This is a genomic window from Cellulosimicrobium sp. NPDC057862 (assembly GCF_042797035.1).
Classification (GTDB): domain Bacteria; phylum Actinomycetota; class Actinomycetes; order Actinomycetales; family Cellulomonadaceae; genus Cellulosimicrobium.
Genome location: NZ_JBHVMH010000006.1, coordinates 111,944 through 138,408, shown reverse-complemented (window position 1 = coordinate 138,408; position 26,465 = coordinate 111,944). Strand labels below are relative to the sequence as shown.

The 26,465-nt window shown below is 74.2% G+C and carries 24 protein-coding genes and 7 tRNA genes; 10 read left to right on the top strand and 21 right to left on the bottom strand.

Translation table 11 applies throughout. From position 1 onward, the window contains the following. Nucleotides 1-130 precede the first annotated feature (130 nt). Genes ACFVN3_RS10365 through ACFVN3_RS10355 form a run of 3 tightly spaced genes read right to left on the bottom strand, consistent with a single transcriptional unit; the run spans nt 131 to nt 3,108 of the window. Nucleotides 131-1,192: a lipid II:glycine glycyltransferase FemX gene (locus ACFVN3_RS10365; RefSeq protein WP_378232728.1), complete on the bottom strand. Its 1,062-nt coding sequence runs from the start codon at nt 1,190-1,192 to the stop codon at nt 131-133. Between the two features lie 21 nt (nt 1,193-1,213). Further along, nucleotides 1,214-2,488, bottom strand: coding sequence for a ribonuclease D (locus ACFVN3_RS10360; RefSeq protein WP_378232727.1), 1,275 nt, complete (start codon nt 2,486-2,488; stop codon nt 1,214-1,216). Further along, entirely contained in the window at nt 2,485-3,108 is a 624-nt protein-coding gene (locus ACFVN3_RS10355; protein WP_378232726.1) for a DUF3000 domain-containing protein, read from the bottom strand. Before ACFVN3_RS10355 ends, ACFVN3_RS10360 begins: the two co-directional genes overlap by 4 nt. Before the next feature lie 263 nt (nt 3,109-3,371). Here ACFVN3_RS10355 and gndA point away from each other — a divergent pair, with 263 nt between their 5' ends. Continuing rightward, nucleotides 3,372-4,808 carry an NADP-dependent phosphogluconate dehydrogenase gene (gene gndA, locus ACFVN3_RS10350; RefSeq protein WP_378232725.1) on the top strand — a complete coding sequence of 479 codons (1,437 nt, stop codon included), beginning with the start codon at nt 3,372-3,374 and terminating at the stop codon, nt 4,806-4,808. A gap of 193 nt (nt 4,809-5,001) precedes the next feature. Next, nucleotides 5,002-6,171: a DegT/DnrJ/EryC1/StrS family aminotransferase gene (locus tag ACFVN3_RS10345; RefSeq protein ID WP_378232724.1), complete on the top strand. Its 1,170-nt coding sequence runs from the start codon at nt 5,002-5,004 to the stop codon at nt 6,169-6,171. A gap of 102 nt (nt 6,172-6,273) precedes the next feature. On the opposite strand, the gene ACFVN3_RS10340 is transcribed toward ACFVN3_RS10345, so the two are convergent. Both ACFVN3_RS10340 and ACFVN3_RS10335 read right to left on the bottom strand, forming a co-directional pair. Next, entirely contained in the window at nt 6,274-7,506 is a 1,233-nt protein-coding gene (locus ACFVN3_RS10340; RefSeq protein ID WP_378232723.1) for a hypothetical protein, read from the bottom strand. A gap of 48 nt (nt 7,507-7,554) precedes the next feature. Next, nucleotides 7,555-8,241: an HAD family hydrolase gene (locus tag ACFVN3_RS10335; protein WP_378232722.1), complete on the bottom strand. Its 687-nt coding sequence runs from the start codon at nt 8,239-8,241 to the stop codon at nt 7,555-7,557. A gap of 82 nt (nt 8,242-8,323) precedes the next feature. Between ACFVN3_RS10335 and ACFVN3_RS10330 the strand changes: the two genes are divergently transcribed. After that, nucleotides 8,324-9,064, top strand: coding sequence for an aspartate/glutamate racemase family protein (locus tag ACFVN3_RS10330; RefSeq protein WP_378232721.1), 741 nt, complete (start codon nt 8,324-8,326; stop codon nt 9,062-9,064). A 126-nt stretch (nt 9,065-9,190) separates the two neighbouring features. On the opposite strand, the gene ACFVN3_RS10325 is transcribed toward ACFVN3_RS10330, so the two are convergent. Both ACFVN3_RS10325 and ACFVN3_RS10320 read right to left on the bottom strand, forming a co-directional pair. Beyond that, a complete protein-coding gene (locus ACFVN3_RS10325; protein ID WP_378232720.1) occupies nt 9,191-9,676 on the bottom strand; it encodes a hypothetical protein in 486 nt (161 codons plus the stop codon). 5 nt (nt 9,677-9,681) lie between these two features. Then, on the bottom strand, nt 9,682-10,572 hold the full coding sequence (locus ACFVN3_RS10320; protein WP_378232719.1) for a dihydrofolate reductase family protein: 891 nt from the start codon (nt 10,570-10,572) through the stop codon (nt 9,682-9,684). Between the two features lie 37 nt (nt 10,573-10,609). On the opposite strand from ACFVN3_RS10320, the gene zapE reads away from it, so the two are divergent. After that, the gene (gene zapE, locus ACFVN3_RS10315) at nt 10,610-11,737 is read left to right on the top strand and encodes a cell division protein ZapE (protein WP_378232718.1); all 1,128 of its coding nucleotides are present in this window, start codon (nt 10,610-10,612) and stop codon (nt 11,735-11,737) included. Between the two features lie 31 nt (nt 11,738-11,768). Here the strand turns inward: zapE and ACFVN3_RS10310 are convergent, their stop codons facing one another. The 5 genes from ACFVN3_RS10310 to glgX are packed head-to-tail and all read right to left on the bottom strand — an operon-like array spanning nt 11,769 to nt 20,032. Beyond that, the gene (locus tag ACFVN3_RS10310; protein WP_378232717.1) at nt 11,769-12,332 is read right to left on the bottom strand and encodes a GNAT family N-acetyltransferase; all 564 of its coding nucleotides are present in this window, start codon (nt 12,330-12,332) and stop codon (nt 11,769-11,771) included. Next, nucleotides 12,329-13,261, bottom strand: a complete 933-nt coding sequence (locus ACFVN3_RS10305; RefSeq protein WP_378232716.1) for a PPK2 family polyphosphate kinase — start codon at nt 13,259-13,261, stop codon at nt 12,329-12,331. The genes ACFVN3_RS10310 and ACFVN3_RS10305 overlap by 4 nt, the downstream gene beginning before the upstream one ends. 14 nt (nt 13,262-13,275) lie before the next feature. Beyond that, nucleotides 13,276-15,174, bottom strand: coding sequence for a malto-oligosyltrehalose trehalohydrolase (gene treZ / locus ACFVN3_RS10300; protein ID WP_378232715.1), 1,899 nt, complete (start codon nt 15,172-15,174; stop codon nt 13,276-13,278). Further along, nucleotides 15,171-17,846 carry a malto-oligosyltrehalose synthase gene (gene treY, locus ACFVN3_RS10295; RefSeq protein WP_378232714.1) on the bottom strand — a complete coding sequence of 892 codons (2,676 nt, stop codon included), beginning with the start codon at nt 17,844-17,846 and terminating at the stop codon, nt 15,171-15,173. Before treY ends, treZ begins: the two co-directional genes overlap by 4 nt. Then, the gene (glgX, locus tag ACFVN3_RS10290) at nt 17,843-20,032 is read right to left on the bottom strand and encodes a glycogen debranching protein GlgX (protein ID WP_378232713.1); all 2,190 of its coding nucleotides are present in this window, start codon (nt 20,030-20,032) and stop codon (nt 17,843-17,845) included. Before glgX ends, treY begins: the two co-directional genes overlap by 4 nt. A gap of 207 nt (nt 20,033-20,239) precedes the next feature. Between glgX and ACFVN3_RS10285 the strand changes: the two genes are divergently transcribed. Beyond that, a complete protein-coding gene (locus tag ACFVN3_RS10285) occupies nt 20,240-20,455 on the top strand; it encodes a hypothetical protein (protein ID WP_087471935.1) in 216 nt (71 codons plus the stop codon). A gap of 3 nt (nt 20,456-20,458) precedes the next feature. On the opposite strand, the gene ACFVN3_RS10280 is transcribed toward ACFVN3_RS10285, so the two are convergent. The 9 genes from ACFVN3_RS10280 to ACFVN3_RS10240 form a co-directional block, all read right to left on the bottom strand. Then, nucleotides 20,459-20,776, bottom strand: coding sequence for a hypothetical protein (locus ACFVN3_RS10280; protein WP_378232712.1), 318 nt, complete (start codon nt 20,774-20,776; stop codon nt 20,459-20,461). Between the two features lie 77 nt (nt 20,777-20,853). Further along, complete coding sequence (locus ACFVN3_RS10275) at nt 20,854-21,177, bottom strand: DUF2277 domain-containing protein (RefSeq protein WP_034653086.1); 324 nt, start codon at nt 21,175-21,177, stop codon at nt 20,854-20,856. Nucleotides 21,178-21,229: 52 nt separating this feature from the next. Further along, nucleotides 21,230-22,120, bottom strand: coding sequence for a hypothetical protein (locus ACFVN3_RS10270; RefSeq protein WP_378232711.1), 891 nt, complete (start codon nt 22,118-22,120; stop codon nt 21,230-21,232). 57 nt (nt 22,121-22,177) lie between these two features. Beyond that, nucleotides 22,178-22,252, bottom strand: a tRNA-Val gene (locus ACFVN3_RS10265). A gap of 23 nt (nt 22,253-22,275) precedes the next feature. Beyond that, nucleotides 22,276-22,346: transfer RNA gene (locus tag ACFVN3_RS10260), tRNA-Cys, on the bottom strand. A 56-nt stretch (nt 22,347-22,402) separates the two neighbouring features. Further along, nucleotides 22,403-22,475 (bottom strand) — tRNA-Gly (locus ACFVN3_RS10255). A gap of 157 nt (nt 22,476-22,632) precedes the next feature. Next, nucleotides 22,633-22,704, bottom strand: a tRNA-Val gene (locus ACFVN3_RS10250). Between the two features lie 20 nt (nt 22,705-22,724). Further along, nucleotides 22,725-22,795, bottom strand: a tRNA-Cys gene (locus ACFVN3_RS10245). 48 nt (nt 22,796-22,843) lie between these two features. After that, nucleotides 22,844-22,916, bottom strand: a tRNA-Gly gene (locus ACFVN3_RS10240). 177 nt (nt 22,917-23,093) lie between these two features. Here ACFVN3_RS10240 and ACFVN3_RS10235 point away from each other — a divergent pair. From ACFVN3_RS10235 to ACFVN3_RS10215, 5 genes are all read left to right on the top strand, one after another. Then, nucleotides 23,094-24,191, top strand: a complete 1,098-nt coding sequence (locus ACFVN3_RS10235) for a chorismate-binding protein (protein WP_378232710.1) — start codon at nt 23,094-23,096, stop codon at nt 24,189-24,191. Then, a complete protein-coding gene (locus tag ACFVN3_RS10230; RefSeq protein WP_378232708.1) occupies nt 24,188-25,108 on the top strand; it encodes an aminotransferase class IV in 921 nt (306 codons plus the stop codon). Before ACFVN3_RS10235 ends, ACFVN3_RS10230 begins: the two co-directional genes overlap by 4 nt. A gap of 54 nt (nt 25,109-25,162) precedes the next feature. Continuing rightward, nucleotides 25,163-25,234, top strand: a tRNA-Val gene (locus ACFVN3_RS10225). Nucleotides 25,235-25,435: 201 nt separating this feature from the next. Beyond that, nucleotides 25,436-25,954 carry a TrmH family RNA methyltransferase gene (locus tag ACFVN3_RS10220; protein WP_378232707.1) on the top strand — a complete coding sequence of 173 codons (519 nt, stop codon included), beginning with the start codon at nt 25,436-25,438 and terminating at the stop codon, nt 25,952-25,954. A gap of 80 nt (nt 25,955-26,034) precedes the next feature. Further along, nucleotides 26,035-26,301: a helix-turn-helix domain-containing protein gene (locus ACFVN3_RS10215; RefSeq protein ID WP_378232706.1), complete on the top strand. Its 267-nt coding sequence runs from the start codon at nt 26,035-26,037 to the stop codon at nt 26,299-26,301. The last annotated feature ends 164 nt before the right edge of the window (nt 26,302-26,465 follow it).

The window sequence follows — 26,465 nt, the reverse complement described above, 5'->3', positions numbered from 1 at the left end:
TCGTACGTGCGATACACGCTACCGCGAGTATCGGTAAAGCACGAGACCGATGCTACGACATGAAGAGACCCGGTATCGCATCCTGCGATACCGGGTCTCTGGCGGCGGTCGAGCCGGGACGAGCGAGGGGTCAGCGGCTCCCGCGGAGCTTGCGCACGACCTTCTTCGCGGTGGGCAGGCCCTTGTTCCACGCGGAGTACCACATCGAGAACGGCACGTCGACGCTGTGCACGAGCTCGTCGTCGTGCTGGGCGAAGCTGCGCTTGAACTCGCTGATCCCGTCGTTGAGCAGCCCGTTCATGTCGTAGCGCACGAGGCCCGCGTCCTGGGCGAGCGTGATCGCGTGCCACTTCACGGGTGCGTTCGCGCGCAGCTTGCGCCCCGCGTCGTTGATGCCGCCGTAGAGCTCGAACGAGGTCGTCGCCGATGAGACGCACCACACGAACGACACGGGTGCGCCCTCGGAGAACGCGGCGACGAGCACCGAGTGCTCGCCGAGCTCGCGGTGGATCGCGAGGTAGTACTCGTCGTCGTGGAGCGCGAAGCCCGCGCGCTCGGCCGTCTCGTGGTAGACGTCGAGGACCTGGCGGACCTCCGCCTCGTCCGTCACGCGACGCACCTCGAGGCCCGTGCGGGCGGCCTTGCGGATGTCGTACCGCGTCGTCTTGCCCATGGCCTTCGTCAGCTCGTCCTGGGACTTCGTCAGGTCGAGGATCAGGGTGACCGGGTAGAGGATCGGGTTGGCCGCGGGCCGGGCGTCCGGGAGCGAGAGGTGGGTCCCGACCGGCCAGTCGGGCTCGATCGTGATGCCCACGCCGCCGACCGTCGTCTTGCACCACGCGACGACCGCCCGGGTCACGGCGTCGCGCGTCGCGTCGTCGCCCACGCCCGGTCCGGTGCCCCACGTGCCCGGTCCCGTGCCCGACGGCTCGACCGGCGCGATCACCGGGCCGCGCGGCACGTGGCACAGCGCCTTGAACTGCGCGGGGAGCGACCGGACGAGCACCTGCGCCATCCCGCGGACGCGGCCGTCGGCGTCCACCGCCTCCACGCGGTGCGGGGTCCACGCCCCCGTGGCCTTCACCTCGCCCCAGCCCCAGAGCTGGAGGGGGTGGCCGCCGAGCTCGTTCACCCGGGCGTCCCAGGAGGCGCGGTCGGTGACTGTCCGGATCGTCAGGTTCGCGTCGTGCACGCGGACGACCCTACCCGTTCGCTACGCCCGGTCGGTGCTCGCGAACGCCTCCGCGAGGGGCTCGGCGACGAGCGCCACCTGCCAGTCGCGCGCACCGCGCCCGTGCAGGAACGCGGCGATCCCCGCCGCGTCCAGCGGGTCCGGCGGCGTCCAGCACAGGCGCCGCAGCGCGTCGGGCTGGAGCACGTTCTCCACGGGGACCGCGAACCGCTCCGAGATCCCCTGCACGACGCCGCGCGCCGCGTCGAGCCGGGCCGCGGCGCCGGGGTCACGGTCGGCCCACGCGCGCGGCGGCGGCGGGGCGTCGGTGCGCGGCCCGCGCGTCGTCGGGAGGGCGCTCGCGGGCAGCGCGAGCGCGGTGTCGACCGCGCGCTGCCAGTACGCGGCCCGGCGGCGCGTGCCCTTGCCCGCGAACGGGGGAAGCTCGACGAGCTGGCCGGCCGTGCGGGGCAGCGCCTCCGCCGCGGCGACGATCGCACGGTCGGGCAGCACCCGGCCCGGAGCGATGTCCCGCGCGCGGGCGGTCGCGTCCCGGGCCTCCCACAGGCTCCGCACGACCGCCAGGCGGCGCGGGTCGCGCAGCGTGTGCGTGCCGGACGTGCGCCGCCACGGCTCGGGGCGTGGCGCCGGCGGTCCCGCGGTGCGCACGGCCTCGAACTCCTCCGCCGCCCACCCGGTCTTGCCCGCCTCGTCGAGCCGCTCGCCGAGCGCACGACGCAGCGGGACGAGCACCTCGACGTCGAGCGCGGCGTACCGCAGCCAGTCGTCGGGGAGCGGACGGGTCGACCAGTCGACCGCCGAGTGCTCCTTCGCGAGCCCCAGGCCGAGCACGTCCGCGACGACGGCCGCGAGGCCCACGCGCTCCATGCCGAGCAGCCGCGCCGCGAGCTCGGTGTCGAACACGCTCGCCGGGACCACGCCGTGCTCGGCGAGGCCCGGCAGGTCCTGCGACGCGGCGTGCAGCACCCACTCGGCGTCGCCGACGGCCTCGCGCAGCGGCGACAGGTCGGGCACCGCGACGGGGTCGACGAGCGCCGTCCCCGCGCCCTCGCGGCGGACCTGGACGAGGTAGGTGCGCTGACCGTAGCGGTAGCCCGACGCGCGCTCCGCGTCGGCGGCGACCGGACCGCTCGCGGCGGCGAACGCGTCGACGACGCGGGCGAAGGCCGCCGGGGTGTCGACGACGCGGCCGAGCCCGTCGGACGGCTCGGTGAGCGGCGTGACGACGGTCTGCGGCGTGCCGGTCGCCGGGGTCGGGTCGAGCGGCGAGGGTGCGGGTGCTGCGGTCGAGCTCATGGGCCCACGGTATTGCGTCGCGCGGGGGGTCGGGCACCGAGCGGCGTCACGCCGTCGGGCAGGGGCGGCAGCCCGGCGGCCGTGCACAGCAGCTGCGCCCAGGCCGCGAGGTGGTCACCGAGGTCCGCCGCACCGGCGCTCCCCGCGGGCACCGGGGTCCACGACGCGCGCATCTCCAGCTCCACGTCGTTGTGCTTCCCGGCGAGCGCGCCGAAGCTCTGCGAGAGGACGCGCGTCACCGTGCCGCCCTCCGCGCGCACGGCGGCACCCGTGTCGTGGAGCGCGTCCTCGAGCCACGTCCACGCGACCTCGGCGAGCATCTCCTCCGACGCCATCTCCGGCTCGAGCGTGGCGCGCACCATCGTCACCACGCGGAAGGTGCCCTGCCAGGCCTCCTGACCGTCGGGGTCGTGGAGCACGATGAACCGCCCCGACGCGAGGTCGGGGTCTTCGGAGCGCGCGGCCTCCACCTCGCCCGTGAGCGCGACCGACCACGGCGCGATCCGACGGGGGGCGGGTACCTCGCGCAGCGTGACCTCGGGTCGCAGCCGCCGCGCGCCGAGAGCGTCGAGGACGGCACGGAACGCCGGGGGAGCGTCGGTCCCGTGAGCAGTGATCACCCTCGGCACACTACGAGCCGACGGGACGAACCGGACGCGCGCCGCGCGGGTGTCATCGAATCGTGATCCCGACTTCGTCAAGAACGCTGCCGGTGACCGGATCGTGGCCGCTCGGGAGCGGTGCGGCGCACGAGGACTAGGCTGGCCGCGTATCCATCACCGGTGCACCCGGCCGCGCTCCCGCCCGGCCCGGTCCGGTTCCGCGCCCTCCCCGCGCGCAGCCGTCGTGCGCCGGGACCGACCCTCGAGGAGCAGGGAAGCAGATGTCAGCACGCGCACAGATCGGTGTGACCGGACTCGCCGTCATGGGTCGCAACCTGGCCCGCAACTTCGCCCGGCACGGCTACACGGTCGCGGTGCACAACCGCTCGTACGCCAAGACCGAGTCCCTGATCGCCGAGGCGGGCAGCGAGGGCGACTTCGTCCCGTCCGAGTCGATGGCCGACTTCGTCGCGTCGCTCGAGCGCCCGCGCAAGGTCGTCATCATGGTCAAGGCGGGCGCGGCCACCGACGCCGTCATCGACGAGCTCGTGCCGCTGCTGGAGGAGGGCGACATCGTCGTCGACGCCGGCAACGCGCACTTCCCCGACACGATCCGCCGGGAGAAGGCGCTCGCGGCCCAGGGCCTGCACTTCGTCGGCACCGGGGTCTCGGGCGGCGAGGAGGGCGCGCTCAACGGCCCGTCGATCATGCCCGGCGGCACGCGCGAGTCGTACCAGAGCCTCGGCCCGATCCTCGAGGACATCTCGGCGAAGGTCGACGGCGTGCCGTGCTGCACCTACGTCGGGCCCGACGGCGCCGGCCACTTCGTCAAGATGGTGCACAACGGCATCGAGTACGCCGACATGCAGCTCATCGCCGAGGCGTACGACCTGCTCAAGCAGGGCCTCGGCGCGTCCGCGCAGGAGATCGGCGAGATCTTCGCGCAGTGGAACACGGGCGACCTCGAGTCGTTCCTCATCGAGATCACCGCCGACGTGCTCCAGCACGTGGACGCGGAGACCGGCAAGGCGTTCGTCGACGTCGTGCTCGACCAGGCGGAGCAGAAGGGCACCGGCCGCTGGACGGTGCAGAACGGCCTCGACCTCGGCGTGCCGATCACGGGTATCGCCGAGGCGACGTTCGCCCGCGCGCTGTCCGGCTCGGTCCCGCAGCGCGAGGCGGGCCGTGCGGCGCTGCCCGCCGACGCGGCGGCGTGGGACGTGCAGGACCGCGAGGCGTTCGTCGAGGACGTGCGCCTCGCGCTCTACGCGTCCAAGGTCGTCGCGTACTCGCAGGGCTTCGACCAGATCGCGGCGGCGTCCGCCGAGTACGGCTGGGACATCGACCGCGGCGCGATGGCCCGCATCTGGCGTGGTGGCTGCATCATCCGCGCGCGCTTCCTCAACCGCATCACCGAGGCCTACGAGCGCGACGCGCAGCTACCGCTGCTCCTCGCGGACGAGTACTTCACCGGCGCGGTGGGCAACGGCCTCGCGGCCTGGCGCCGCGTGGTCTCGCAGGCCGCGCTGAACGGCGTCCCCACGCCGGCGTTCTCCTCGTCGCTCGCGTACTACGACGGCGTCCGGGCCGAGCGTCTGCCCGCCGCGCTCATCCAGGCGCAGCGCGACTTCTTCGGCGCGCACACCTACCGCCGCGTCGACAAGGCGGGCACGTTCCACACCGAGTGGTCGGGCGACCGGACCGAGTCCGACGCCTGACGGCTCACCACCGCACGCCCCGACGGCGGTCGTCGCGCTCCGGCGCGGCGGCCGCCGTCGGCGCGTGCGGCCCGTGTCCAGGCCCGGTCGCGCCCTGGGGGTGGGGCTGTCGGACGTCGGGTCCCGCCGACGTGGCAGGCTAGGCCCGGCGCCCCTCACGGGCCCCACCCCGACACCGACGACACGGAGAACGATGAGCCGCCACGCCCAGGACGCGACCGCGACGAGGATGCTCGCCGACCGGACGGGTACCGACCCGGCCGACTGGTTCCTCGTCTTCAAGACCCGCTACGGGATGGAGGTCGTGTTCCGTGCGCTCGCCGAGGCGCGCGGGGCGGGCGACGTGGTCACCCAGGTGTTCACGTGCTCGACGGCGGTCGACCCGGTCCTCGTCGCCGGGCTGCGGCCGGTCTACGCCGAGGTGTCCCCGGCGACGGTCGCGATCGACCCGGACCGGCTCGCCGTCGGGCCGGCCACTCGCGCCGTCGTGCTCCAGAACACGTTCGGCATCGTCGACGACGCGACCGCGCTCCGGCTGCGTGCCGCCGCGCGCTCCGTCGGCGCGCTCCTCGTCGAGGACAGCGCGCACTGCGTGACGCGCCTCGCGCGCGACACCGACGGGTCGCCCGTCGCGGACGTGTCGTTCCACTCGTTCGGCGTAGAGAAGATGCTCCCCACCCGGTTCGGGGGAGCCGTGTGGGTGAACCCCGCGCTCGACCCGGCGCTGCGCGCCGCGATCGTCTCCGCGCTCGACGCGCTGCCGGTCGTAGGAGCACGGCTCGACCTCGCCGCGCGCAGCTTCCGGACGCAGGTGCGCGTGCTCAACCGCCTCCCCGGCGGGGCGGCGGGGAAGGTCCGCGGCGCGCTCACCGCCGTCGGCGCGTACGAGCCGGCGATCGCCCCCGTCGAGAACCGGGGCGGCCTCGCGCACCCGCCGCAGCGGCCGTCGTCGTGGGTCACCGGCCGGATGGTCGACGCGCTGCGCTCGAGCGGCGACGTCGAGGCGCGCCGCGCCGACACGGTCGCGGAGTACGTGCGCGGGCTGTCCGACGTCGTCGAGGTGCCGGCCGGGATCGGCGAGCGCGCACCGCTGGTCCGGTTCCCCTTCTTCGCCCCCGACGCCGCGACCGCCGACCGGCTCGTGCGGGAGCTGACGGCCGCCGGGTTCTACGTCGGCAAGTGGTACCGGCCGGCGCTGTTCCCCGGCCCGGACGACCCGACGGTCTACGGGTACACGCCGGGAGACCCGGCGCTCGCGACGACCGAGGACCTCGTGGCGCGCGTCGTCAACCTGCCGACCACGGTCGGGGTCGCGACGGCGCGCCGGATCGTCGAGGCGGTGCGGTCGGCGCTGAGCTCCTGAGCCCCCCGACCAGGCGATCCTTGACGGCCGAACAGGCGGTCCGCGTCCGTCAGCGATCCGGGACGGACCGAGACCGCCTGGTCGGTGCCCGGTCGGCCGGGGTCACGCCGAGGGGCGCGAGCGCGCGAACTTCACGTAGTCGAGCGTGTGGCGCAGGTCGACGCGCCACACGTCGACCCGGCGGCGCAGGCTCCTGTCGGGCGCGTAGCGCAGCGTGTGCCAGACCCCGTGCTTGCGGGCCTTCTTCACGCGGTGGCGCAGCGACACCGGTACGAGCGCCCGGACGACCGGGTAGGGCACGTTGACCCACAGCCGCGCCTCCGACGTGACCTGCTCGGGCAGCTCGCGCCTGTGCACCAGGTCCTCGACGTAGCAGCGCGCGAGGTTGCCGCCGGCGGCCATCGTGTAGAAGCTCGCCGCGCCCTGGCGCAGGTTGACCTCGAGGATCTTGCTCGTGCCGGTGCGGCGGTCGTACATGACGTCGAGGTTCGCGGCGCCCACGTAGCCGAGGCTGTCGAGCAGGTGCCGGACCGACTCGGTGAGCTTGTCGTCCTTCATCGTCACGACGGCGTTGTAGTTGCCCACGAGCTTCGGGTCGTACTCACCGAGGACGATCTGGGCGGCGGACAGGAACCGCAGCCGGCCGTGCCGGTCGGAGTAGGTGTTGACCACGCGCATGACCGACTCGTCGCCCGCGAGGTACTCCTGCACGATGAGGTCGTCGGTGTAGCCCGCGGCGTAGATGCGGCGCGCGACGTCGCGCAGCTCGGCGGCGTCCTCGACCAGGTAGACCTTCTTCTTGCCCTCGAACTGCAGGCGCGGGTACGTGTCCGTGTCCGACGGCTTGAGGATGAGCGGGTACGGGAACGGCAGGTCGTCCCCGAAGCCCGGGGCGTCGACGTCGGAAGCCGTCGCGATCACGGTCTCCGGGTGCGGCACGCCCAGCTCGGCGCACGTGCGGTAGAAGTCGGTCTTGTTCATGAGCCGCGCCGCCAGCTCCTGGCCGACGAGCGGGATGACGTAGAGGTCCTCGAGCTCGGCCCGGTGCGCGATCACGACGTTCGTGTAGAACTCGATGTTCGCGATGAGCAGGCGCTTGCGGCCCGGGAACTCCTGGGCCAGCTCGCGCAGGACCGCGACGATGCGCTCGGGGTCGTCGAAGTCGCGGTACGTGCGCACGTCGACGATGCGGGAGTCCGCCGTCTCCCGCAGGGGGAAGCGGCCCAGAGCCAGCGTGCGGACGCCGTACGCCTCGTGCAACGACCTCGCGATGTTGTAGGTGTTGAGGTTGGTCCCCAGGACGATGGGGAGGAACTCGGCGTTGCCGTACGTCATCGCGGAGGGTCGTCCGTTTCTCTGTGTGGTCGGTGGGCGTCCGCCATCCTACGGGCCGGGTACGGCCGCGCCCGGGCCGACGCCCTCGCCCCCGACTCCCTCGCCCGTGGGGTCCTGACCGGCGCGGACGACGACGCCGTGCCCGGCCAGCACGCGTACGAGCTCGTCGTGGCCCCGCGAGACGTCCCAGTGCACCCCGACCATGCCCGCGGCGCGCGCGCCCTCGACGTTGCGCGCGGTGTCGTCGACGAAGAGCACCTCGTCCGGGTCCGCGCCGATACGGCGCGCCGCCTCGAGGAAGAACCGCGGGTCCGGCTTGGCGACCCCGAGCTCGCACGAGTACCAGCTCGTGTCGAAGACGGCGTCGTAGCCGAGCGTCTGGCGCATGAACGGCACGCGCCGGCTCTCCTGGTTGGTGCCGAGGTGCACGCCGTAGCCGCCCGCGCGCAGCGCCCGCACGAGGTCGAACGACGCGTCCACGACCTCGAGCGCGTCGAACCAGATCGCGCGGTAGACGTCCTCCGCCGGTTCCGCCACGCCGTACCGTTCCAGACCCGCGGCGAGCACGGGGAGGTAGTCGCCGTCGCCCACGAGCATGGGCAGCTCCTCGCTCCAGGTCTCGAGCAGAAACTCCCGGGTCCGGTCGCCGAGGTACCGCTCGACCGCCGCGTGCCAGCCCTCGGGGATGTGCTGGAGCACGCCGTCGGCGTCGAACAGGACGTGGCGCAGTGTCATGGCCGTCACCCTAGCGGCGGGTCGTCGGGACGGGACCTGTGGCCGTGGCGGCGGGTGGGGCGGCCCGCCGTAGGATCCACGGGTGACGTCGCGACCGGACCAGGACCACGCCCAGCCCCTCGTCGGAGTGCTCGGAGGTGTCGGGCCGCTCGCCACGGCGTACTTCCTCCAGCTCCTCGTCGAGCTCACGGAGGCGGAGCGCGACCAGGACCACGTGGACGCCGTCGTGCTCAACCACGCCACGATCCCCGACCGCACGGCGTTCATCCTCGGCCGCTCGGACGAGGACCCGGGCCCGGTGCTCGCGCGCGACGCGCAGCGGCTCGAGCGGTTCGGCGCGGACTTCCTCGTCATGCCGTGCAACACCGCGCACTACTTCACGCAGCAGGTGCTCGACGCGGTCAGCGTGCCGTTCGTGTCCATCATCGACACGACGGTCGACGCGGCCCGGTCGCGGGTCGCCGACCTGGGCGCGGTGGGGCTGCTCGCGACGGCGGGCACCGCGACGTCGGGCGTCTACCAGGACGCGTTCGCGCGCCACGGCGTCGACGCGCTCGTCCCGGACGAGGCGGACCAGGAGCTCGTCTCGCAGATCATCTACGAGCAGGTCAAGGCCGGTAGACCGGTCGACATCGAGACGTTCCGCGCCGTCGCGGGCCGGCTCGTCGAGCGGGGCGCCCAGGTGATCGTGCTGGGCTGCACGGAGCTGTCGGTCGTCGCGGTCGACCACGACCTGCTCGCCGACCCGCTCTACCTCGACTCGACCGACCAGCTCGCGCGCGCGACCATCCGTCGCGCGGGGCACCGCGTCCGCGAGGCCTGACCGAGCCGGTACCTCGACGGACCGGGCCTCTACCTCGGCTGAGAGGCTCGACGGACCGGGCCTCTACCTCGGCTGAGAGGCTCGACGGACCGGGCCTCTACCTCGGCTGAGAGGCTCGACGCCGGGTCAGCCCAGCTCGCTCGTGCCCGAGTAGAGGTGCAGCACGGGGACGTGGAGCTCCTCGCGCGCGCGGGACGCCCAGTCGGTGTGGAACGTGTCCTCGACGGCGTGCGGGTAGGTCACCACGACGATCTCGCGCACGCCGTCCGCGGCGACGGCCTTGTGCAGCGCGGGCAGCGGGTCGTCGTCGACGACCGAGCCGTCGGCCTCGCGGCCCGCCGCGCGCAGCTCGGCGACGCTGCGCTCGAGCTGCTCGCCCGCCGTCGCCGTGGCCTGGACGGGCGAGGGCTCGCGACCGAGGACCTCGTCCCACGCCTCCTTGAGCTCGCCCACGCTGAGGTGGTCGATGATCCCGGAGATCACGTTGCGCTCCGTGTCCGCGGGCACGAGGACCCGGTAGGCGAGCTGCTCGTCCTCGTGCAGCGACAGGATGTGCTGCACGTCGGCCGGGTTCAGCGTGTCTTCGGTCAGGACGAGGATCGTGTCGGTCACGCGGGTCAGCCTATCGGCAGGAGCCAGCGCGCGGCGGTCGTACCGGCGGGGGAGCCGGGCCGGTCCTCGGGGCTGTGCAGCAGGTGGGCGAGGCGCGCGCCCCGGGGCGGGAGCGCCGTCGTGCCGGACGGCGCCGCTCCGGCCACGATGCGGCCGGGACCCTGCCCCACGACGCTCGGCGTCGTGGTGACGCACAGCTCGTCGACGAGGTCCGCCGCGAGCAGGTCGCCCAAGAGCGTCGGTCCGCCCTCGGTGAGCACGCGGGCCAGGCCGCGCTCGGCAAGAGCGGCGAGCCCCGCGGCGAGGTCGACGGCGGCACCCCGCTCGTGCTCGTCCTGCGCGCCCGCGCTGTCCTGCCCGACGACGAGCACCCGGTCCGCGGGCACGTCGCCCCTCGCCGTGGGAGCCCCGGCAGGTCCGGTGACCACGTAGGGCGGGCGGTCACCGCGCGCGAGCGCCTCGGGCACGCGACCCGTCCGGGTCACGATCGCGAGCTCGAGCGGGGCGTCGTGCAGGTGCCGCAGGCCGCGCGGCCGGTCGAGCGCGGTGTACCCCTCGGCGCGAGCGGTCCCCGCGCCGATCAGCACGACGTCGGCGAGCGCGCGCAGGACCCGGAAGACGCGCCAGTCCGCGTCGTCGTTGATGGACCCCGAGCGGTGGTCCGGGCCCCACGCCGCGCCGTCGACGCTCGCGACCATGTTGGCGCGCACCACGTGGGCGGCGCGCGACGGCGGTCCGTACGCGTAGAGGGCCGCGAGGCGCTCCTCGCGCGGGTCGGGCGGCAGGTGCTCGGCGCCGGGCAGGAGGACGTCGAGCGGGGGGAGGTCCGTGCGCCCCGCAGGTGGCGCGGCGGGCGCCCCAGCGGGCTCGTCGGAAGGTGCCGTGGTGGAGGTCACAGCGGCCAGGCTAGCCGCAGGCGTAGGCTGGATCCTCGTGACTGCGCCCGTCGCCGGTGGCGCCTCGGCCCCGGCAGCCCTCCCCGGCACCGCCCGCGCGTCGGCCTCCGACGCGACCGCCGACGCGCCCGGACGCGCGCGCGCCCTCGCCGACGTCCGCCCGTCCGTCCCGCCCGCGCGGCTCCTGGCCGACCTCCTGCCGCCGCGGCACTTCGCCGACGCCCGCTTCTCGACCTACCGCGCGAACCCCGCGTACCCGAGCCAGGCGCGCACCGTCGCGCGGCTCGAGGAGGTCGCGGCCGCCGTCGTGAAGCCCGCGCGCAAAGGGCTCTTCGGTGCCCGGAAGACCACCGCGCCCGCGGTGTACATGGACGGCGGGTTCGGCGTCGGCAAGACCCACCTCCTCACGTCCCTCGCGCACGCCGTGGGCCTCGACGTGAGCGCCTACGGCACCTTCGTCGAGTACACGAACCTCGTGGGCGCGCTCGGCTTCCAGGCGACCGTGGACGCGCTCGCCACGAAGAAGCTCGTGTGCATCGACGAGTTCGAGCTCGACGACCCGGGCGACACCGTCCTCATGTCGCGCCTGCTGCGCGAGCTCGCCGACCGTGGTGTCGCGCTCGCGGCGACGTCGAACACGCTGCCCGAGGCGCTCGGCGAGGGCCGCTTCGCGGCCGAGGACTTCCTGCGCGAGATCCAGGCGCTCGCGGCCCGGTTCGAGGTGCTGCGCGTCGACGGCGAGGACTACCGCCACCGTGCGGTCGTCACCGACTCCGCCCCGCTGCCCGAGGCCACCGTGCGCGCCGCCGTCGCGGGCCGCCCCGGCGCGACGCTGGACGCGTTCAACGACCTCCTGGCGCACCTCTCGCACGTTCACCCCAGCCGCTACCGCGCGCTGCTCGACGGTGTCGAGGTCGTCGCGCTCACCGGCGTGCACACCGTGACCGAGCAGTCCGCCGCGCTGCGCCTCGTCGTGCTCGTCGACCGTCTCTACGACCGCGACGTGCCGGTGCTGCTCGCCGGGTCGGGCGACTACGCGGGCGAGCGGAGCCTGTTCACGGAGGAGATGCTGCGCGGCGGGTACCGCAAGAAGTACTACCGCGCGCTCTCGCGCCTCGGCGCGCTGGCCGAGGACGGTCGCGCGGTCGCGCGCGCCGGCGCCTGATCCCCGCCGGGCCGCGTCCCTCACGGGCCGGTCACGACGCCGGGCGCTCGGCCCGGTAGACCGCGTGGGGCGGCGGGTCGGCCGGGTTGTCGGGCTCGAGGTCGGCATCCGCGACGCGGTGGAGACCGGCCTTCTCGAGCACCCGCCGGGAGGCCGCGTTGCCCACCGGGACGGGCACGACGATCGTCGTCGCCCCGGGGAGCTCCGCCCACGTCCGGCGGACGGCCTCGGCCACGACCCGGGTGCCCAGCCCGTGCCCGGTGCGCGCCGGGTCGCCGAGGAGGTAGTCGAGCGTCACCGCGCCGTCGGGCACTTCCACCCCCGCGGCGACGAGCTCGTCGCGGTACTGCGGATAGTCACGCAGGAACGAGCGTTGCACGAGCCCGACCGGCGTCCGGTCGAGGAGCACCACGAGATCTTCGCCCGGCTCCTCGCCGCGCACGGACGGTCCGAAGTCGCGCTCGACCGCCGCGGGTGTCGTCTCGTGGTGCCACCACCGGGCGACGTGCGGCCCGGCGAGCCACGCGGCGAGCATCGGGAGGTCGTCGTGCGCCAGACGCCGGAACGCGATGTCCGGTTCCTCGCGCCGGGTCACGTCGCGGCGAGGCGCTTCTTCTCGACCTCGATGTCGAAGTCGGCCGGGGGCCAGCCGAGGTCGAGGCGGCGCAGCGCGTCGAGCAGCAGCTCGCTCACCGCGAGCCGCGCGAACCACTTGCGGTCGGCCGGGACCACGTGCCAGGGCGCGGCCTCGGTGCTCGTCCGGTCGAGGACGGCCTGGTACGCCTCCTGGTACGCGGGCCACTTCTGGCGCGAGTCGACGTCGTTCGGGTTGTACTTCCAGAACTTGTCCGGGCGCTCGAGGCGCTCCATGAGCCGCGCGCGCTGCTCCTCGTAGGACACGAGCAGCGCGACCTTGACGATCGTCGTCCCGGACGCGACGACCTTCTCCTCGAAGCGGTTGATCTCGTCGTACCGCGCCTCCCAGACGTCGGGCGGCACGAGGCCGTCGACGCGCGCGACCAGCACGTCCTCGTAGTGGGAGCGGTCGAAGACGCCGATGTACCCGGGCTCGGGCAGGGCGCGGCGGATGCGCCACAGGTAGTGGTGCTTGCGCTCCTCGGACGTGGGGACGCCGAACGAGCGGTGCGCGACCCCCTGCGGGTCGACGAGGCCGACGACGTGCCGCACGATGCCGCCCTTGCCCGCGGTGTCCATGCCCTGGAGCACGAGCAGCACCGAGCGCGAGCCGCCGGACCGGCCCTCGGCGAACAGGCGCTCCTGAAGCTCGGAGAGCTCGTCCGCGTGCCGCGCGACGAGCGCCTGGCCGGCCGCCTTGTCGCCCGCGAAGCCCGGGGTCGAGCCACGGTCGAACGCCGCGAGGTCGAACCCCGCGGGCACGCGCAGCGACTCGGTCGGGGCGACCTCCCAGTCGGCGTCGAGCGCCGCCGGCACCGATCCCGACCCGGCGCCGGACGGCGAGCCCTTGACGTGCTTCTTCTTCGACTTCTTCTTCGTCGTCGACATGGGCGTGAGCGTAGTCACACCCACGCCAGGACGGCGACCGAACGCGCGGGGAGGTCGACCCCGTGCCGGTGAACGCTCGTCGCCGGGTCCCACGCGGCGAGCACGCGCGGAGTGCCGCCGAGCGCGAGCCGGAGCCGCCGGGGCGCGTCGCCGAGGTTCACCGCGACCGCGACCGTGCCGCGGTCCACGACGAACGCCGGCCCGCCGTGCGGCGCCGTCCCCGTCGCCCGCTCCTCGTCCGAGCCGTCGTCGTCCACGCCCCCAGGGCCGTGGACGCGCACGCGAGAGAGGTCGCCCGAGCGCACGTCGGGCCGCGACCGCAGCGCGACCAGCGCGCGGTACCAGGCGAGCAGCCGCGCGTGCTCGCCCCGGTCGCGCTCGTCCCAGTCGAGCACGCTCGCGTCGCGGGTCTCCGGGGCCTGCGGGTCGGGGACGGGCGCGCCGTCGCCCCATCCGTGGTCGGTGAACTCCGCGGCCCGTCCGCGCCGGACGGCCTCGGCGAGCTCGGGCTCGGCGTGGTCGGTGAAGAACTGCCACGGCGTCGACGCGCCCCACTCCTCGCCCATGAAGAGCAACGGGGTGAAGGGGGAGACGAGCACGAGCGCGGCGGCCGCGGCGAGCCCGCCGCCGTCGAGGGTGGCCGACGTCCGGTCCCCGGACGCGCGGTTGCCGACCTGGTCGTGGTTCTGGGAGCTGACGACGAACACGTGCCCGTCGGTCCCCGCCGGGACGGGGTGGCCCCACGTGCGGCCGCGGAACGTGGAGTAGGTGCCGTCGTGCACGAACGCGCCCGTGAGCGCCTTGCGCAGCACCGCGACCGAGCCGAAGTCGACGTAGTAGCCCTGCCGCTCGCCCGTGAGGAGCGCGTGCACGGCGTGGTGGACGTCGTCGGCCCACTGGGCGCGCATGCCGCGCCCGCCCTGCTCGACCCCCGTGACCGTGGCGGGGTCGTTCTCGTCCGACTCGGCGACCAGGGTGAGCGGCCGGCCGAGCGCCTGCTCGACGCGCTCGACCCGCCGGGCGAGCTCGGCCAGCAGGTGGGTCGGGGAGTCGTCGACGAGCGCGTGCACCGCGTCGAGGCGCAGCGCGTCGACGTGGAACTCGGCGAACCATCGCTCGGCGTTGTCGATCACCCACTCGCGCACCTCGCGGCTGCCCGGCCGGTCGAGGTTGACCGCCGCGCCCCAGGGGGTCTCGTGCGCGTCGGTGAAGTACGGGCCGAACTCCGGCGGGTAGTTCCCTGATGGCCCAAGGTGGTTGTAGACGACGTCGAGCACGACCGCGAGCCCGCGCGCGTGCGCGGCGTCCACGAACCGCTGGAGCGCGCGCGGACCGCCGTACGGCTCGTGCACCGCGTACAGGTGCACGCCGTCGTAGCCCCAGCCGCGCTCGCCGCCGAACGCCGCGACCGGCAAGAGCTCGACCGCGCCGACGCCCAGGTCGACCAGGTGGTCGAGCCGGTCGATCGCTGCGTCGAGCGTGCCGTGCGGCGTGAACGTCCCTACGTGCAGCTCGTAGAGGACCTCGCCACGCACGTCTCGGCCCGGCCAGGCGTCGTCGGTCCACGCGAACGCCGCGTCGAACGTGCGGCTCGGCCCGTGCACGCCGTACGGCTGCCACGGGCTGCGCGGGTCGGGTCGTCCGGGGCCGCCGTCGACGGCGTACCCGTAGTCCGTGCCCCACGGCAGCTCGTGGTCGTAGCCCCACCAGCCGGGCACGTGCGCGCCGACGAGGCGCAGGGGGAGGCGCTCCGCGCCCTCGAACGTCCCGGTGCCGGGCTCGGGCAGGAGCAGCTCGACCCCGCGAGCGGTCGGTGCCCACACGACGGGGCGAGGACCAGGCACCGAGAGGAGCGGGGTGGCGCGGGGCGCCGGGACGCGCGGGGCGGCCGGCGGCGGGTCCGGCGTCGTCATGCCGCACCCCCGGCCGCGACGGCGCGCGCGGCCGCGTCCGCCGCGGTGCCCGCGTCGACGAGGAGGGCGACAGGCAGGTCGGCGAGCAGGTCCGCGACCGGGACGGTGCCCGCCGGGTGCGCGCGTCCCGTGAGCACGTCGACCCACGCGCCCGTCCCCGCCGGGAGCGTGACGACGTGGTCCCGCCACCCACCGAGCCGGTCGACCGTCCCGGCGAGCCGCGTCGCGACCGTCACGACGCGCGCGACCGGGTCGGCATCCCGGCCCGTCCCTGTGCCTGTGTCGGTGCCGGCCTCCGTGCCGGGGCCGCCCGGCGTGGTGCGGGCGAACGCGAGCACGCACGGCGTCGACGACGCGACGGGGGCGTACCCGGCGCCCTCGCCCACGAACGCGTCGGCGAGGGCGCGGCGCAGCCGCAGTGCGCGCGCCGTGACGAGCAGCTTCTCGTCCGCGAGGGTGCGCGCGGGCGCGCCGCCGTCGAGCCGTGCGAGCCGCTCGGTCAGCGCCGCGACGTCCACCGGGCGGCGGTTGTCGGGGTCCACGAGGGTCGGCGCGTAGGACTCCGCCCCCTGGTAGACGTCCGCGACGCCGGGAGCCGTGAGCCGGACGAGCGTGATCCCGAGGCTCGCGGCGCGCAGCTCCTCGCGGTGCTCCCGGGACCACCGGGCGAAGGCACCGGTCACGGCCGGGTCGGCGAGCGCACGCCGCGCGAGGTCCGCGACGGCCTCCTCGTAGGCCTCGTCGGGGCTCGTCCAGGACGTCGCGACCTTGGCCTCGCGCAGCGCCTTGCGCAGGTAGTCGACGAGGCGTTCGGGCGCGATCGCCGCGCCGGCCGGGCCGTCAGACGCGCCGTCGGCCGGGTCGGCCCCGGCGGCGTCCGGGAGCCAGGTCCCCGCGACGGTCTGCCACAGCAGGTTCTCGGCGAGCCCGTCCACGAGGACGCCGCGGTACGGGGCCGTCGCGGCGCGGACCTCGTCGACGAGGCGCGACCACCCCGTCGCGTCCTCGGAGAGCACCCCGAGCGCCGCGCGCGTGTCCTCGCCGCGCTTGGTGTCGTGCGTCGAGCCGGCCGTGAGGGCGTGCGGGGTGAGGGCCGCGAACCGCTGTGCGAACGCGTGCCAGTCGTGCACGCCGAGGCTGAAGCGGTCCGGCTCGCCCCCGACCTCGCACAGGCTCACGAGCTCCGTCCAGCGGTAGAACGCGGTGTCCTCGACGCCCTTCGCCGTCACGGCCCCGCACACCTGCTGGAAGCGCACCACGAGCTCGTCGCGCCGCGCCTCCCGGCGCCGTCCCGCGCTCCCGACCTCCCGGCCCAGCACGAGGTCGACCACGACCTCGAGCGTCTCCGCACGCTGCGGGTCGAGCCGGGCCCGGGCGTGCGTCGCCGCCTCCTCGACCGCCCGGACCGCCTCGTGCCGCGGCGGCGTGCCCGGCACGACGTAGGCCCGGTACCGGTCGAACGCGACCAGCAGCTCGCGCAGGCACTGGTGCAGGCCGCGCCACGTGTGGTCGCGCAGCCGCGGGTCGTCGTGGCAGACGGCGGCCGCCAGGTCGGTCAGCCGGTGCACCTCCGCGTACAGCGGCCCCGCGACGACCTCGCGCTTCGCCTCCTCGACGAGCGCGCCCAGCCCGCCCGGCGCGGCGCCCGTGAGCCGCGTCATCACCGCGTCGAGACCCGACCGGCCGCCCGGGTCCACGAAGAGCTGCTGGAGCCGCCACGCGACGTCGTACCCCGTGGTCCCGACCGTGGCCCAGTCCGGGGGCACCTGCTCCTCGCCCGCGAGGATCTTCTCCACGACGACCCAGGCGCCGTCCGTGCGGTCCGCGAGGCGCTGGAGGTACTGCGCCGGGTCCGCGAGGCCGTCCGGGTGGTCGATGCGCAGCCCGTCCACCGTCCCGTCGGCGACGAGGCCGAGCACGAGCGCGTGCGTCGCGTCGAACACCTCCTCGTCCTCGACCCGGACGGCGACCAGCGAGCCGACGTCGAAGAACCGCCGGTAGTTGAGCTCCTCGTCGCCCACGCGCCAGTACGCGAGGCGGTAGTGCTGGCGCTCCACCAGCTCGGTGAGCGGCAGGTCCTCCGTGCCCGCCCGCACGGGAAAGACGTGGTCGTAGTACCGCAGCACGCGCCGGGAACCCGGTGACCCGGGGACCTCGATCTCGTCGAGCACGATCTCGCCCGCCGCGAGCACGTCGCCCAGACGTGCGCCGAGGACCGGCATGAGCACCGCGCCCTCGCCTGCCGACCAGTCGACGTCGAACCACCGGGCGTAGGGCGAGTCGGCACCGTCCTCCAGCACCGACCACAGCGCACGGTTGTGCCAGGCCGGCGTCGGGACGGCCATGTGGTTCGGCACGACGTCGAGCACGATGCCCAGCCCCGCCGCGCGGGCGCTCGCGGCCAGGCGCTCGAGCCCTTGGCGGCCGCCGAGCTCGTCGCTGACGCGCGTGTGGTCGACGACGTCGTAGCCGTGCGTCGAGCCGGGGGCGGCCTGGAGCACGGGGGAGAGGTAGAGGTGCGTGATCCCGAGCGACGTGAGGTAGGGCACGTGTCGCGCGGCGTCGTCGAACGTGAGGTCGGGGCCGAGCTGGAGCCGGTAGGTCGAGACCGGGACGCGGGGCGGCACGCCGTGCACGCCGGTCTCGTCGGCGTCGCGGGTGGTGGCCGTCATCGCAGCGGCGGGCGGGTCAGGACGATGACGCTGCGGCCCGTCACGGAGACCGCGTCGCCCGGGCGCAGCGTGTCGCCGACGTCCACCGTGCCGTCCGTGTCCAGCACGACGTCCCACTCCTCGCCGTACGCCGCGGGCGGCACGGTGAACTCGAGAGCGTCCGAGTGGGCGTTGAGCAGCAGGAGGAACGAGTCGTCGACGATCGGCTCGCCGCGCCGGTCCTGCTCGGGGATCGCGTCGCCGTTGAGGAACACCATGACGGTGCGCGCGTACGCGTGGTCCCAGTCCTGCTGGTCCATGCGCGAGCCGGTGATGTCGAGCCACTCGATGTCAGGGAGGTCGTCGTCGGCCGTCCCGGCGCCGCCGCGGCCCAGGAAGAAGCGCCGCCGGTGCAGCACGGGGTGGTCACGGCGCAGCCACACGGCGCGCCGGGCGAAGTCGAGGAGCGCGGCCCGCTCGTCGTCGAGGCCTTCCTCGCCACCCCAGTCCATCCAGGTGATCTCGTTGTCCTGGCAGTAGCCGTTGTTGTTGCCGCCCTGCGTCCGCGCGATCTCGTCGCCGTGCGCGAGCATCGGCACGCCCTGGGAGAGCAGCAGCGTGGCGAGGAAGTTACGGCGCTGGCGCGCGCGCAGGGCACGGACGGACGGGTCGTCCGTCGGCCCCTCGACGCCGCAGTTCCACGACCGGTTGTGGCTCTCGCCGTCGTGGTTGTCCTCGCCGTTGGCCTCGTTGTGCTTCTCGTCGTAGGAGACGAGGTCGTTCAGCGTGAAGCCGTCGTGCGCGGTGACGAAGTTGATCGACGCGATCGGCTTGCGGCCGCTGTGCTCGTAGAGGTCCGAGGAGCCGGTGAGCCGGCTCGCGAGCTCGGGCAGCGTCGAGGGCTCGCCGCGCCAGAAGTCGCGCACGGTGTCCCGGTACTGCCCGTTCCACTCGGTCCACAGCGGCGGGAAGCCGCCCACCTGGTAGCCGCCGTCGCCGAGGTCCCACGGCTCGGCGATGAGCTTCACCTGGGAGATCACGGGGTCCTGCTGCACGATGTCGAAGAACGCCGAGAGGCGGTCGACCTCGTGGAACTGCCGCGCCAGGGTCGCCGCGAGGTCGAAGCGGAACCCGTCGACGTGCATCTCCGTCACCCAGTAGCGCAGGGAGTCCATGATGAGCTGGAGCACGTGCGGCGAGCGCATGAGCAGCGAGTTGCCCGTGCCGGTCGTGTCGAAGTAGTGCGCCTCGTCGCCGTCGACCAGCCGGTAGTACGCCTTGTTGTCGATCCCGCGGAAGCTCAGCGTCGGGCCGAGGTGGTTGCCCTCAGCGGTGTGGTTGTAGACGACGTCGAGGATGACCTCGATGCCGGCCTCGTGCAGCGCCTTGACCATGGTCTTGAACTCCATGACCTGCTGCCCGCGCGTCCCGTACGCTGCGTAGCCGTTGTGGGGCGCGAAGAACCCGACGGTGTTGTAGCCCCAGTAGTTCGACAGCCCCTTCTCGACGAGCGTGGGGTCGTTGACGAACTGGTGCACGGGCATGAGCTCGACCGCCGTGACGCCGAGCGTCACGAGGTGCTCGATCACCGCCGGGTGCGCCATCCCGGCGTACGTGCCGCGCAGCTCGTCCGGCACGTCGGGGTGGCGCATCGTCATGCCCTTGACGTGCGCCTCGTAGATCACGCTGTCGTGGTAGTCGCGGTTCGGCGGGCGGTCGTGGCCCCAGTCGAAGTAGGGGTTGATGACGACCGAGACCATCGTGTGCCCGGCCGAGTCGTCGTCGTTGAGCGGGGGAGCGGGCGCGTCCTCGGCGTCCTCGTCCTCGGGGGCCTCGTCCGCCGGCGCCGCGTCGCCGCCGTCGGCGAAGCGGTAGGAGAACAGGGACTCGTCGCCGTCCACGCGGCCCTCGATCGCCTTCGCGTAGGGGTCCAGGAGCAGCTTGGCCGGGTTGCAGCGGTGGCCGTTCGCCGGGTCGTAGGGCCCGTGCACCCGGTAGCCGTAGCGCGTGCCGGGCCCCTTCCCGGGGAGGTAGACGTGCCAGACGTGCGCGTCCACCTCCTCGAGGTCGACGCGCGTCTCGGTGCCGTCGTCGCCGAGGAGGCAGAGCTCCACGCGCTCCGCGACCTCGGAGAACAGGGCGAAGTTCGTCCCCGTCCCGTCGTAGGTGGCACCCAGCGGGTAGGGGTGGCCGGGCCAGGTCTGCATGCCCTTGAGGATTCCACGCACCCCCGGTCGCTGTCGTCGCAGAGCGCACCGTGCCCCGAGTGACGACGGACACCTTGGTAAGAATAGTGTGCCAAGCGCGCGTCATCGCGACGGTGCGGCGCGCGGTCGTCTCACCGCTCCGAGCCCCGACCGCGGCGCGCCGCGGACGGTCGTGCATGGCAGCGTCGGACCTGGTAGACCCGTGCCATGAGCACCCACGCAGACCACCGCGACGATCTCAACGAGTCCGACGTCGCCTCCGCACGACTGTCCCCCCGCCGCGAGGAGGAGGGGGAGGCCGTCGGTGACGTGCTGACCGGTGGGGACGCGACCAAGGCCCCGCAGTCGCTGTCGGAGAACGAGCGCCGGCCGATCGACGGCGCGTCGTCGGGCACGTCCTGGGACGACCCCGACGAGCTCTGAGCATCAGTCCACGCGCGGCAGCCGGTCGGCGTCGACCGGGATGAGGCGGGGCATCCCCGCCGGAGCGACCGCGCTGAGAGCGAGGTAGCGCGCCTCCGCGCGATGGAGGCGGATGTGCTCGTCGACGGTCCAGTCGGGGCCGTTCGTCAGCGACATGCCGCACGAGCAGTCGATCGTCACCCGACCCGTCCCGTCCTCACGGACCTGCCCGATCGTCACGTGCGCGGAACGAGCGTCGGCCTTCGCGCGACGCATGCTCGCGCTGACGGGTTCGGGGCGCGTGGCCCCCGGCGGCGGGGTCGGGGCGGTTGCGGCACTCACAGGACCCGAGCGTAGACGGCGTCGCCGGGGTTCCGCGCACGCGGCGCAGGCTCCGACCGGTGGCACCGCGGGCCGTCTCAGTGGGTGTGGGCGATCCCCAGGGCGTGCGCCCGCTCGTGCTCGCGCTCGGCGGCCTCGCGCGCGGCGATGCGGGCCCGGACCTCCTCGCGCCGGAGCGGCGGGACGGTCGTCGGCGGGTTGCGGCGCTCCGGCAGCTCGTCGAGCAGCCGCGCGACGATGGCCGTGACCTCGTCGACCGCCCGCTCGAACGGTTCCTCGGTCGCGGCGCTCGTGCGCTGGATCCCGGTCACCTTCCGGACGAACTGGCGTGCGGCCGCCTCGATCTCCTCGTCCGTGGCGGGGGGCTCGAGGCCGCGCAGGGTCGTGATGTTCCGGCACATGCCCTCGACGCTACGTGCGAGTGAGGGGCACCACAAGGGCGGTACGGCCTCGTCAGGCGAAGCGTGCCGAGACGGCGAGCGTCTCGCCGACGTCGACGCGGACGTCCGCGAGGCGGACGCCCGGGGGCAGGTCGGACACGAGGTCGACCTGGTGCCCCTCGGCCTTCGCGAGCTCGCCGCGCGCCGCGACGAGCAGCGCCGCGACGACGGGGTTGCGGCTCGACAGCTCGAGGTCCCGGACGGTCAGCACCATCTGCGCGTCGACCGCGGCGGTCGCCGTCGCGCGGACGCTCGCAGAGAGGATGCCCTTGCGGACCCGGGCGAAGCCGCGGAGCGTGACGCTGCGCGGTCCCGCCGACTCGAGCTCGACGTCGAGCGACGCGAGCGTGAGGCCGAGGTTCTGGAGCTCCGTCGCGACGAGGCGCCGGGCGGTCTCGACGACGGCGTCGCGCGGCGCCGCGACCCGGACGTGGCCGGTGAGGGGCGCGGCGTCGTCGGGCTCGACGCCCTCGACCCCGAGACCGCCGGCGGTGTCCTCGACCCAGCGGAACCGCAGACCCTCGGCCTCGGCGACGACGTCCACCGGCACGTCCTCGACCACGAGCGGGTGCGCGTCCACGCGCAGCCGGCGCAGGACCGCGTCCTCGCGCGAGCGCACGTCCTCGACGTCGGAGGTCGCCGGACCGGCCGAGGGCGCGTCCGTCGGGGCGCCCTGGGTAGCGCTGCCGACGCGCACGTGCACCCCGGTCAGGTCGACGTCGAGCCGCGCGACGTCGGCGCCGTCGAGATCGGCATCGATCCGGGCCCGCTCGACACCCTGGGCGGTCGGCCCGAGCAGGTCGAGCAGGACGGGGCGCAGGCGGGCGAGGAGCTCGGGGGCGGTGGTGGGACGCGGGGCCCGGCCGAGGGGCAGCACGTCGTGGGCGGGGCGCAGGTCGGGCATGGGCCGAGGGTAGTGGACGACGAAGGCCGCCCCGGGGAACCGGGACGGCCTTCATGCTGGTGGGCGATACTGGGATCGAACCAGTGACCTCTTCCGTGTCAGGGAAGCGCGCTACCGCTGCGCCAATCGCCCGGGGTGATGCTGCACTGCATGCGAGGTGGAGATGGGATTCGAACCCACGTATACGGCTTTGCAGGCCGCTGCCTCGCCTCTCGGCCACTCCACCTTGAGACGCGTCCTCTCTCACGCTCCCGGAGGAGCAGGCCAGAGAGTGGGCCTCCGAGCGGATGACGGGACTCGAACCCGCGACCCTCACCTTGGCAAGGTGATGCTCTACCAACTGAGCCACATCCGCGCGGCCGGTCCGTCGGGCTCTCTGAGAGCCTGTTGTGATCCGGCGCGAAGCACATACTAGCCGACTTCCCGCCCGGACCGTGCATCCGGTCCGGGTGATGGTCGGCACGCGAGAGGCCGCTCCGGACGGTGCCGGGGCGGCCTCTCGCAGGTGCTCGTGGGCGATACTGGGATCGAACCAGTGACCTCTTCCGTGTCAGGGAAGCGCGCTACCGCTGCGCCAATCGCCCATAGGGGTGGTGCTGTTGCGAGGTGGAGATGGGATTCGAACCCACGTATACGGCTTTGCAGGCCGCTGCCTCGCCTCTCGGCCACTCCACCGCGACCTGCCCTCCGCCGCTGCGAGAGCGGACGGAGAGTGGGCCTCCGAGCGGATGACGGGACTCGAACCCGCGACCCTCACCTTGGCAAGGTGATGCTCTACCAACTGAGCCACATCCGCGCGGCCGGACCCTGGAAGGGTGTCGAGGAATCGCTTCCCGTCGCCCTCCGGCGTTCCGGCGCGTCCCAGACATTAGTCCACGTTCGCGCCCGGAGTCCAACTGGCGCGGTCCCGTGCTCGTCCTGCGCGCCCGGGACCCCCACGGGGCGGTGCGCACGGGGTCGGTAGCGTGGTCCCGTGCCAGGACCTGGGAGAACGTCGTCGAGGCCGGGGCTCGCGCGCTTCGCGGACCGCGCCGCCACCGGGGTGGTGGAGGTCGTCGACCTGTGGCGCGACCCGGAGCGGCTCGCCGACGACGGGCCCTGGTTCGTCGTGGCGGACTTCGACGCACCCGCTCGCGGCGGTCGGGCGCGCGCGTGGCGGTTCGCCGAGCGCGTCGACCCGGCCGAGCTCGCCCAGGAGGACGGGGACGCGTGGCGCGGACCCGAGCCGTCGTGCTGGACGAGCTCGATGGACCGGGCGGCGTACGAGTCCGCGGTCGCGCGCGTGCGCGACGAGGTCCGCGAGGGCGAGGTCTACCAGGCCAACGTCTGCCGCGTGCTGTCCGCCCCGCTCGTGGCCCCGGACGGCGGCGAGCCGGACGCCGCGGCCCTCGGGCGCCGTCTCGCCCGCGGGAACCCGGCGCCGTATGCGGGCGTCCTGCACGTCCCCGCGAGCTCCGGTGTCGACCCGGTGTGGGTCGTGACCGCGTCCCCCGAGCTCTACCTCCGCGTCGCGGGCGAGACCGTCACGTCCGGCCCGATCAAGGGCACCGCGCCGACCCCGGACGGGCTCACCGCCAAGGATCGCGCCGAGAACGTCATGATCACCGACCTCGTGCGCAACGACCTCCAGCGCGTGTGCGACCCGGGGACGGTCGAGGTCACCGACCTGCTCGCGGTCGAGCCGCACCCCGGCCTCGTGCACCTCGTGAGCACGGTCACCGGCCGCCTGCGACCCGGGCTGCGCGGTACGGGGGCGCTGTGGCCGGCGCTGCTCGACGCGACGTTCCCGCCCGCGTCCGTGTCCGGCGCCCCGAAGTCGTCCGCCCTCCGGATCATCGACGCGCTCGAACCCGTGCCGCGCGGTCCCTACTGCGGGGCGATCGGCTGGGTCGACGGCGACGAGGCGGTGCTCGCCGTCGGGATCCGGACCTTCTGGTGGGCCGACGGCGTGCTCCGGTTCGGCACGGGAGCCGGGATCACGTGGGGGAGCGACCCGGCCCGCGAGTGGGAGGAGACCGAGCTCAAGGCGCGACGCCTCGTCGGCCTCGCCTCCGGCACACTGGAGCCATGATCACACCCGCGGCCACGACGCCGACGTCCGACCGTCCGTCCGAGAACCTCGTGATCTGGGCCGACGGGCGTCTGGTCCGTCCGGGCGAGGAGGTGCTGAGCGCCGTGGACCACGGCCTGACGGTCGGGGACGGCGTGTTCGAGACGTGCGCCGTGTTCGACGGGCGGGCGTTCGCGCTCACCCGGCACCTGCGCCGGCTCGCGCGGTCGGCCGCCGGCCTCGGGCTCGACGCGCCGGACGAGCAGCGCGTGCTCGACGGCGTCACGGCCGTGCTCGCGGAGGCGGACGCCCGGACGCGGGCAGGGGCGGGCGACGTCGGGCGCCTGCGCATCACCGTGACCGCCGGCGTCGGCCCGCTCGGGTCCGGCCGCACTCCCGGCGCGCAGACGGTCGTCGTCGCCGCGGGGCCAGCGACCATCAGCCCCACCGGGCGAGCCGTGCGCTCGCCGTGGACGCGCAACGAGCGGTCGGCCGTCGCGGGGCTGAAGACGACGTCGTACGCCGAGAACGTGGTCGCGCTCGCCGACGCCGTCGCGAAGGGTGGCGACGAGGCGCTCCTGGCGAACACGGCGGGCGACCTGTGCGAGGGCACCGGGGCGAACGTCTTCGTCGAGCGCGGGGGCGAGCTCGTCACCCCGCTCCTGGCGTCCGGCTGCCTCGCCGGGATCACGCGCGAGCTGCTGCTGGAGTGGGCCGCGGACGACGGGCTGCCGGTGCGCGAGGCCCGCCCCGGAGAGCTGCCGTTCGCGGTGCTCGACGAGGTGACCGCGGGGGAGGCCGCCCTGCTCCTCACCGGCTCGGTCCGCAACGTCCAGCCCGTGACCTGGCTCGACGGCGTGGACGTGGCAGCCGGGGAGCTGTCGCTCGCCGCGCGCGAGCTCTTCGAGCGGCGGCGTCGCGAGCGCCTCGACCCCTGATCGGGGCCGGTTTTTCGATCCGGTCCGTTTCAGGCTAGTATCGACCTCGCACTCGGGCGATTGGCGCAGTGGTAGCGCGCTTCGTTCACACCGAAGAGGTCACTGGTTCGAACCCAGTATCGCCCACCGAGAGCGAGGCCCGGAACCGCATGGTTCCGGGCTTCGTCGTTCCCGGACCGTGCGTCGTGCCGGCTGCTTGCCGTGCCGACGCGATAGCCTGCGACCCGCACGACGACGCACCGTCGTCGTCCGACGATGGCCCGGCGCCGCCGCTGAAAGGCGCCTCACGATGAACCACGTCACCTGGGGAGATCCCGCGCCGCGCCGATGAGCGGCGCCAAGTCCACGCCGCGCGAGCTGCGTCGCGCCCGTCGGTCGTCCCGGCACGGTTGCTGGGGACACCTGGTCGTCGCCCCGTTGTGGGTCGCGTACGACGCCAACCTCGGCACCCTCCTGCGCACGTGCGACGCCGTGGGGGCGTGCCTCGCCGTGCCGAGCACCCCGCACTACCGGAGGGCGCTCGCCGTCGGCGACACCCTCAAGGGACGCCGGCCCTGCCTCCACTGGGTCGCGCCATCGAAGGAGGCGTGGCTCGACGCCGAGCGTGCCGCCGGGAAGCGGCTCGTCGCCGTCGAGCTCGCCGAGGGTGCGACGCCGCTGCCGCGGCTCGGCCCCGCCCGGGAGCCGACGGTGCTGCTGCTCGGGCACGAGCACCGCGGCGTGCCCGACGAGATCCTGGCCGACGTCGACGAGTGCGTCGAGATCCCCATGGCGGGCTGGGGGGCGAGCCTCAACGTCGCCGTCGCGGGAAGCCTCGTGCTGTACCGGCTGGCGGGGCTGGGGTGAGGTCGGGGCTGCCGCCTGTCGGGCCTGCATCCGCCGCGCGCCCGATGCGAGCGACCGCGAACGCTCATAGGGTTCCGAGCATGTCGAGCAGGGGGTCGTACGTCCTGGCGTCCGTGTCACGCACGGTGCGCACCGTCGAGCTGGTCGCCGCCTCGGGGGCGATACGCCTGGCCGAGCTGGCGTCGTGTCTCGGCGTGAGTCGCCCTGGGGCGTTCCGGATCGCGCAGACGCTGGTCGCGCACCGGTGGCTCGTGCAGGGCGCCGACCGTCGCTACCGGATCGGGCCCGCCGCGCGGGCGGTCTCCGAGCGAAAGGCGCAGGACCCGGGTGGCGCTCCCGGCGGCTGAGAGGCGTCGTCGTCTCGCCATGTGAGCGATGCCATCGGTCGGCACCGGGTGAAGGTTCGCGACAAATCACCCGCGGGTTCAGGGCAAAGAGCCGGTACGGGGCGGAACGGACACATCTGGACAGATGTCCAGTCTGCGAGCGGTCGGACTGCCGGGCACGCTGC

Excerpts from the sequence above, each read along its gene's own strand:
- gndA (WP_378232725.1), top strand. The coding sequence starts at position 3,372 with ATGTCAGCACGCGCACAGATCGGTGTGACCGGACTCGCCGTCATGGGT.
- ACFVN3_RS10335 (WP_378232722.1), bottom strand. The coding sequence starts at position 8,241 with ATGACACTGCGCCACGTCCTGTTCGACGCCGACGGCGTGCTCCAGCAC.
- ACFVN3_RS10270 (WP_378232711.1), bottom strand. The coding sequence starts at position 22,120 with ATGCCCGACCTGCGCCCCGCCCACGACGTGCTGCCCCTCGGCCGGGCC.
- ACFVN3_RS10220 (WP_378232707.1), top strand. The coding sequence starts at position 25,436 with ATGAGCGGCGCCAAGTCCACGCCGCGCGAGCTGCGTCGCGCCCGTCGG.
- ACFVN3_RS10340 (WP_378232723.1), bottom strand. The coding sequence starts at position 7,506 with ATGACGTACGGCAACGCCGAGTTCCTCCCCATCGTCCTGGGGACCAAC.
- treY (WP_378232714.1), bottom strand. The coding sequence starts at position 17,846 with ATGACGGCCACCACCCGCGACGCCGACGAGACCGGCGTGCACGGCGTG.
- ACFVN3_RS10215 (WP_378232706.1), top strand. The coding sequence starts at position 26,035 with ATGTCGAGCAGGGGGTCGTACGTCCTGGCGTCCGTGTCACGCACGGTG.
- treZ (WP_378232715.1), bottom strand. The coding sequence starts at position 15,174 with ATGACGACGCCGGACCCGCCGCCGGCCGCCCCGCGCGTCCCGGCGCCC.
- ACFVN3_RS10230 (WP_378232708.1), top strand. The coding sequence starts at position 24,188 with ATGATCACACCCGCGGCCACGACGCCGACGTCCGACCGTCCGTCCGAG.
- ACFVN3_RS10345 (WP_378232724.1), top strand. The coding sequence starts at position 5,002 with ATGAGCCGCCACGCCCAGGACGCGACCGCGACGAGGATGCTCGCCGAC.
- ACFVN3_RS10275 (WP_034653086.1), bottom strand. The coding sequence starts at position 21,177 with ATGTGCCGGAACATCACGACCCTGCGCGGCCTCGAGCCCCCCGCCACG.
- ACFVN3_RS10305 (WP_378232716.1), bottom strand. The coding sequence starts at position 13,261 with ATGTCGACGACGAAGAAGAAGTCGAAGAAGAAGCACGTCAAGGGCTCG.
- glgX (WP_378232713.1), bottom strand. The coding sequence starts at position 20,032 with ATGCAGACCTGGCCCGGCCACCCCTACCCGCTGGGTGCCACCTACGAC.
- ACFVN3_RS10360 (WP_378232727.1), bottom strand. The coding sequence starts at position 2,488 with ATGAGCTCGACCGCAGCACCCGCACCCTCGCCGCTCGACCCGACCCCG.
- ACFVN3_RS10285 (WP_087471935.1), top strand. The coding sequence starts at position 20,240 with ATGAGCACCCACGCAGACCACCGCGACGATCTCAACGAGTCCGACGTC.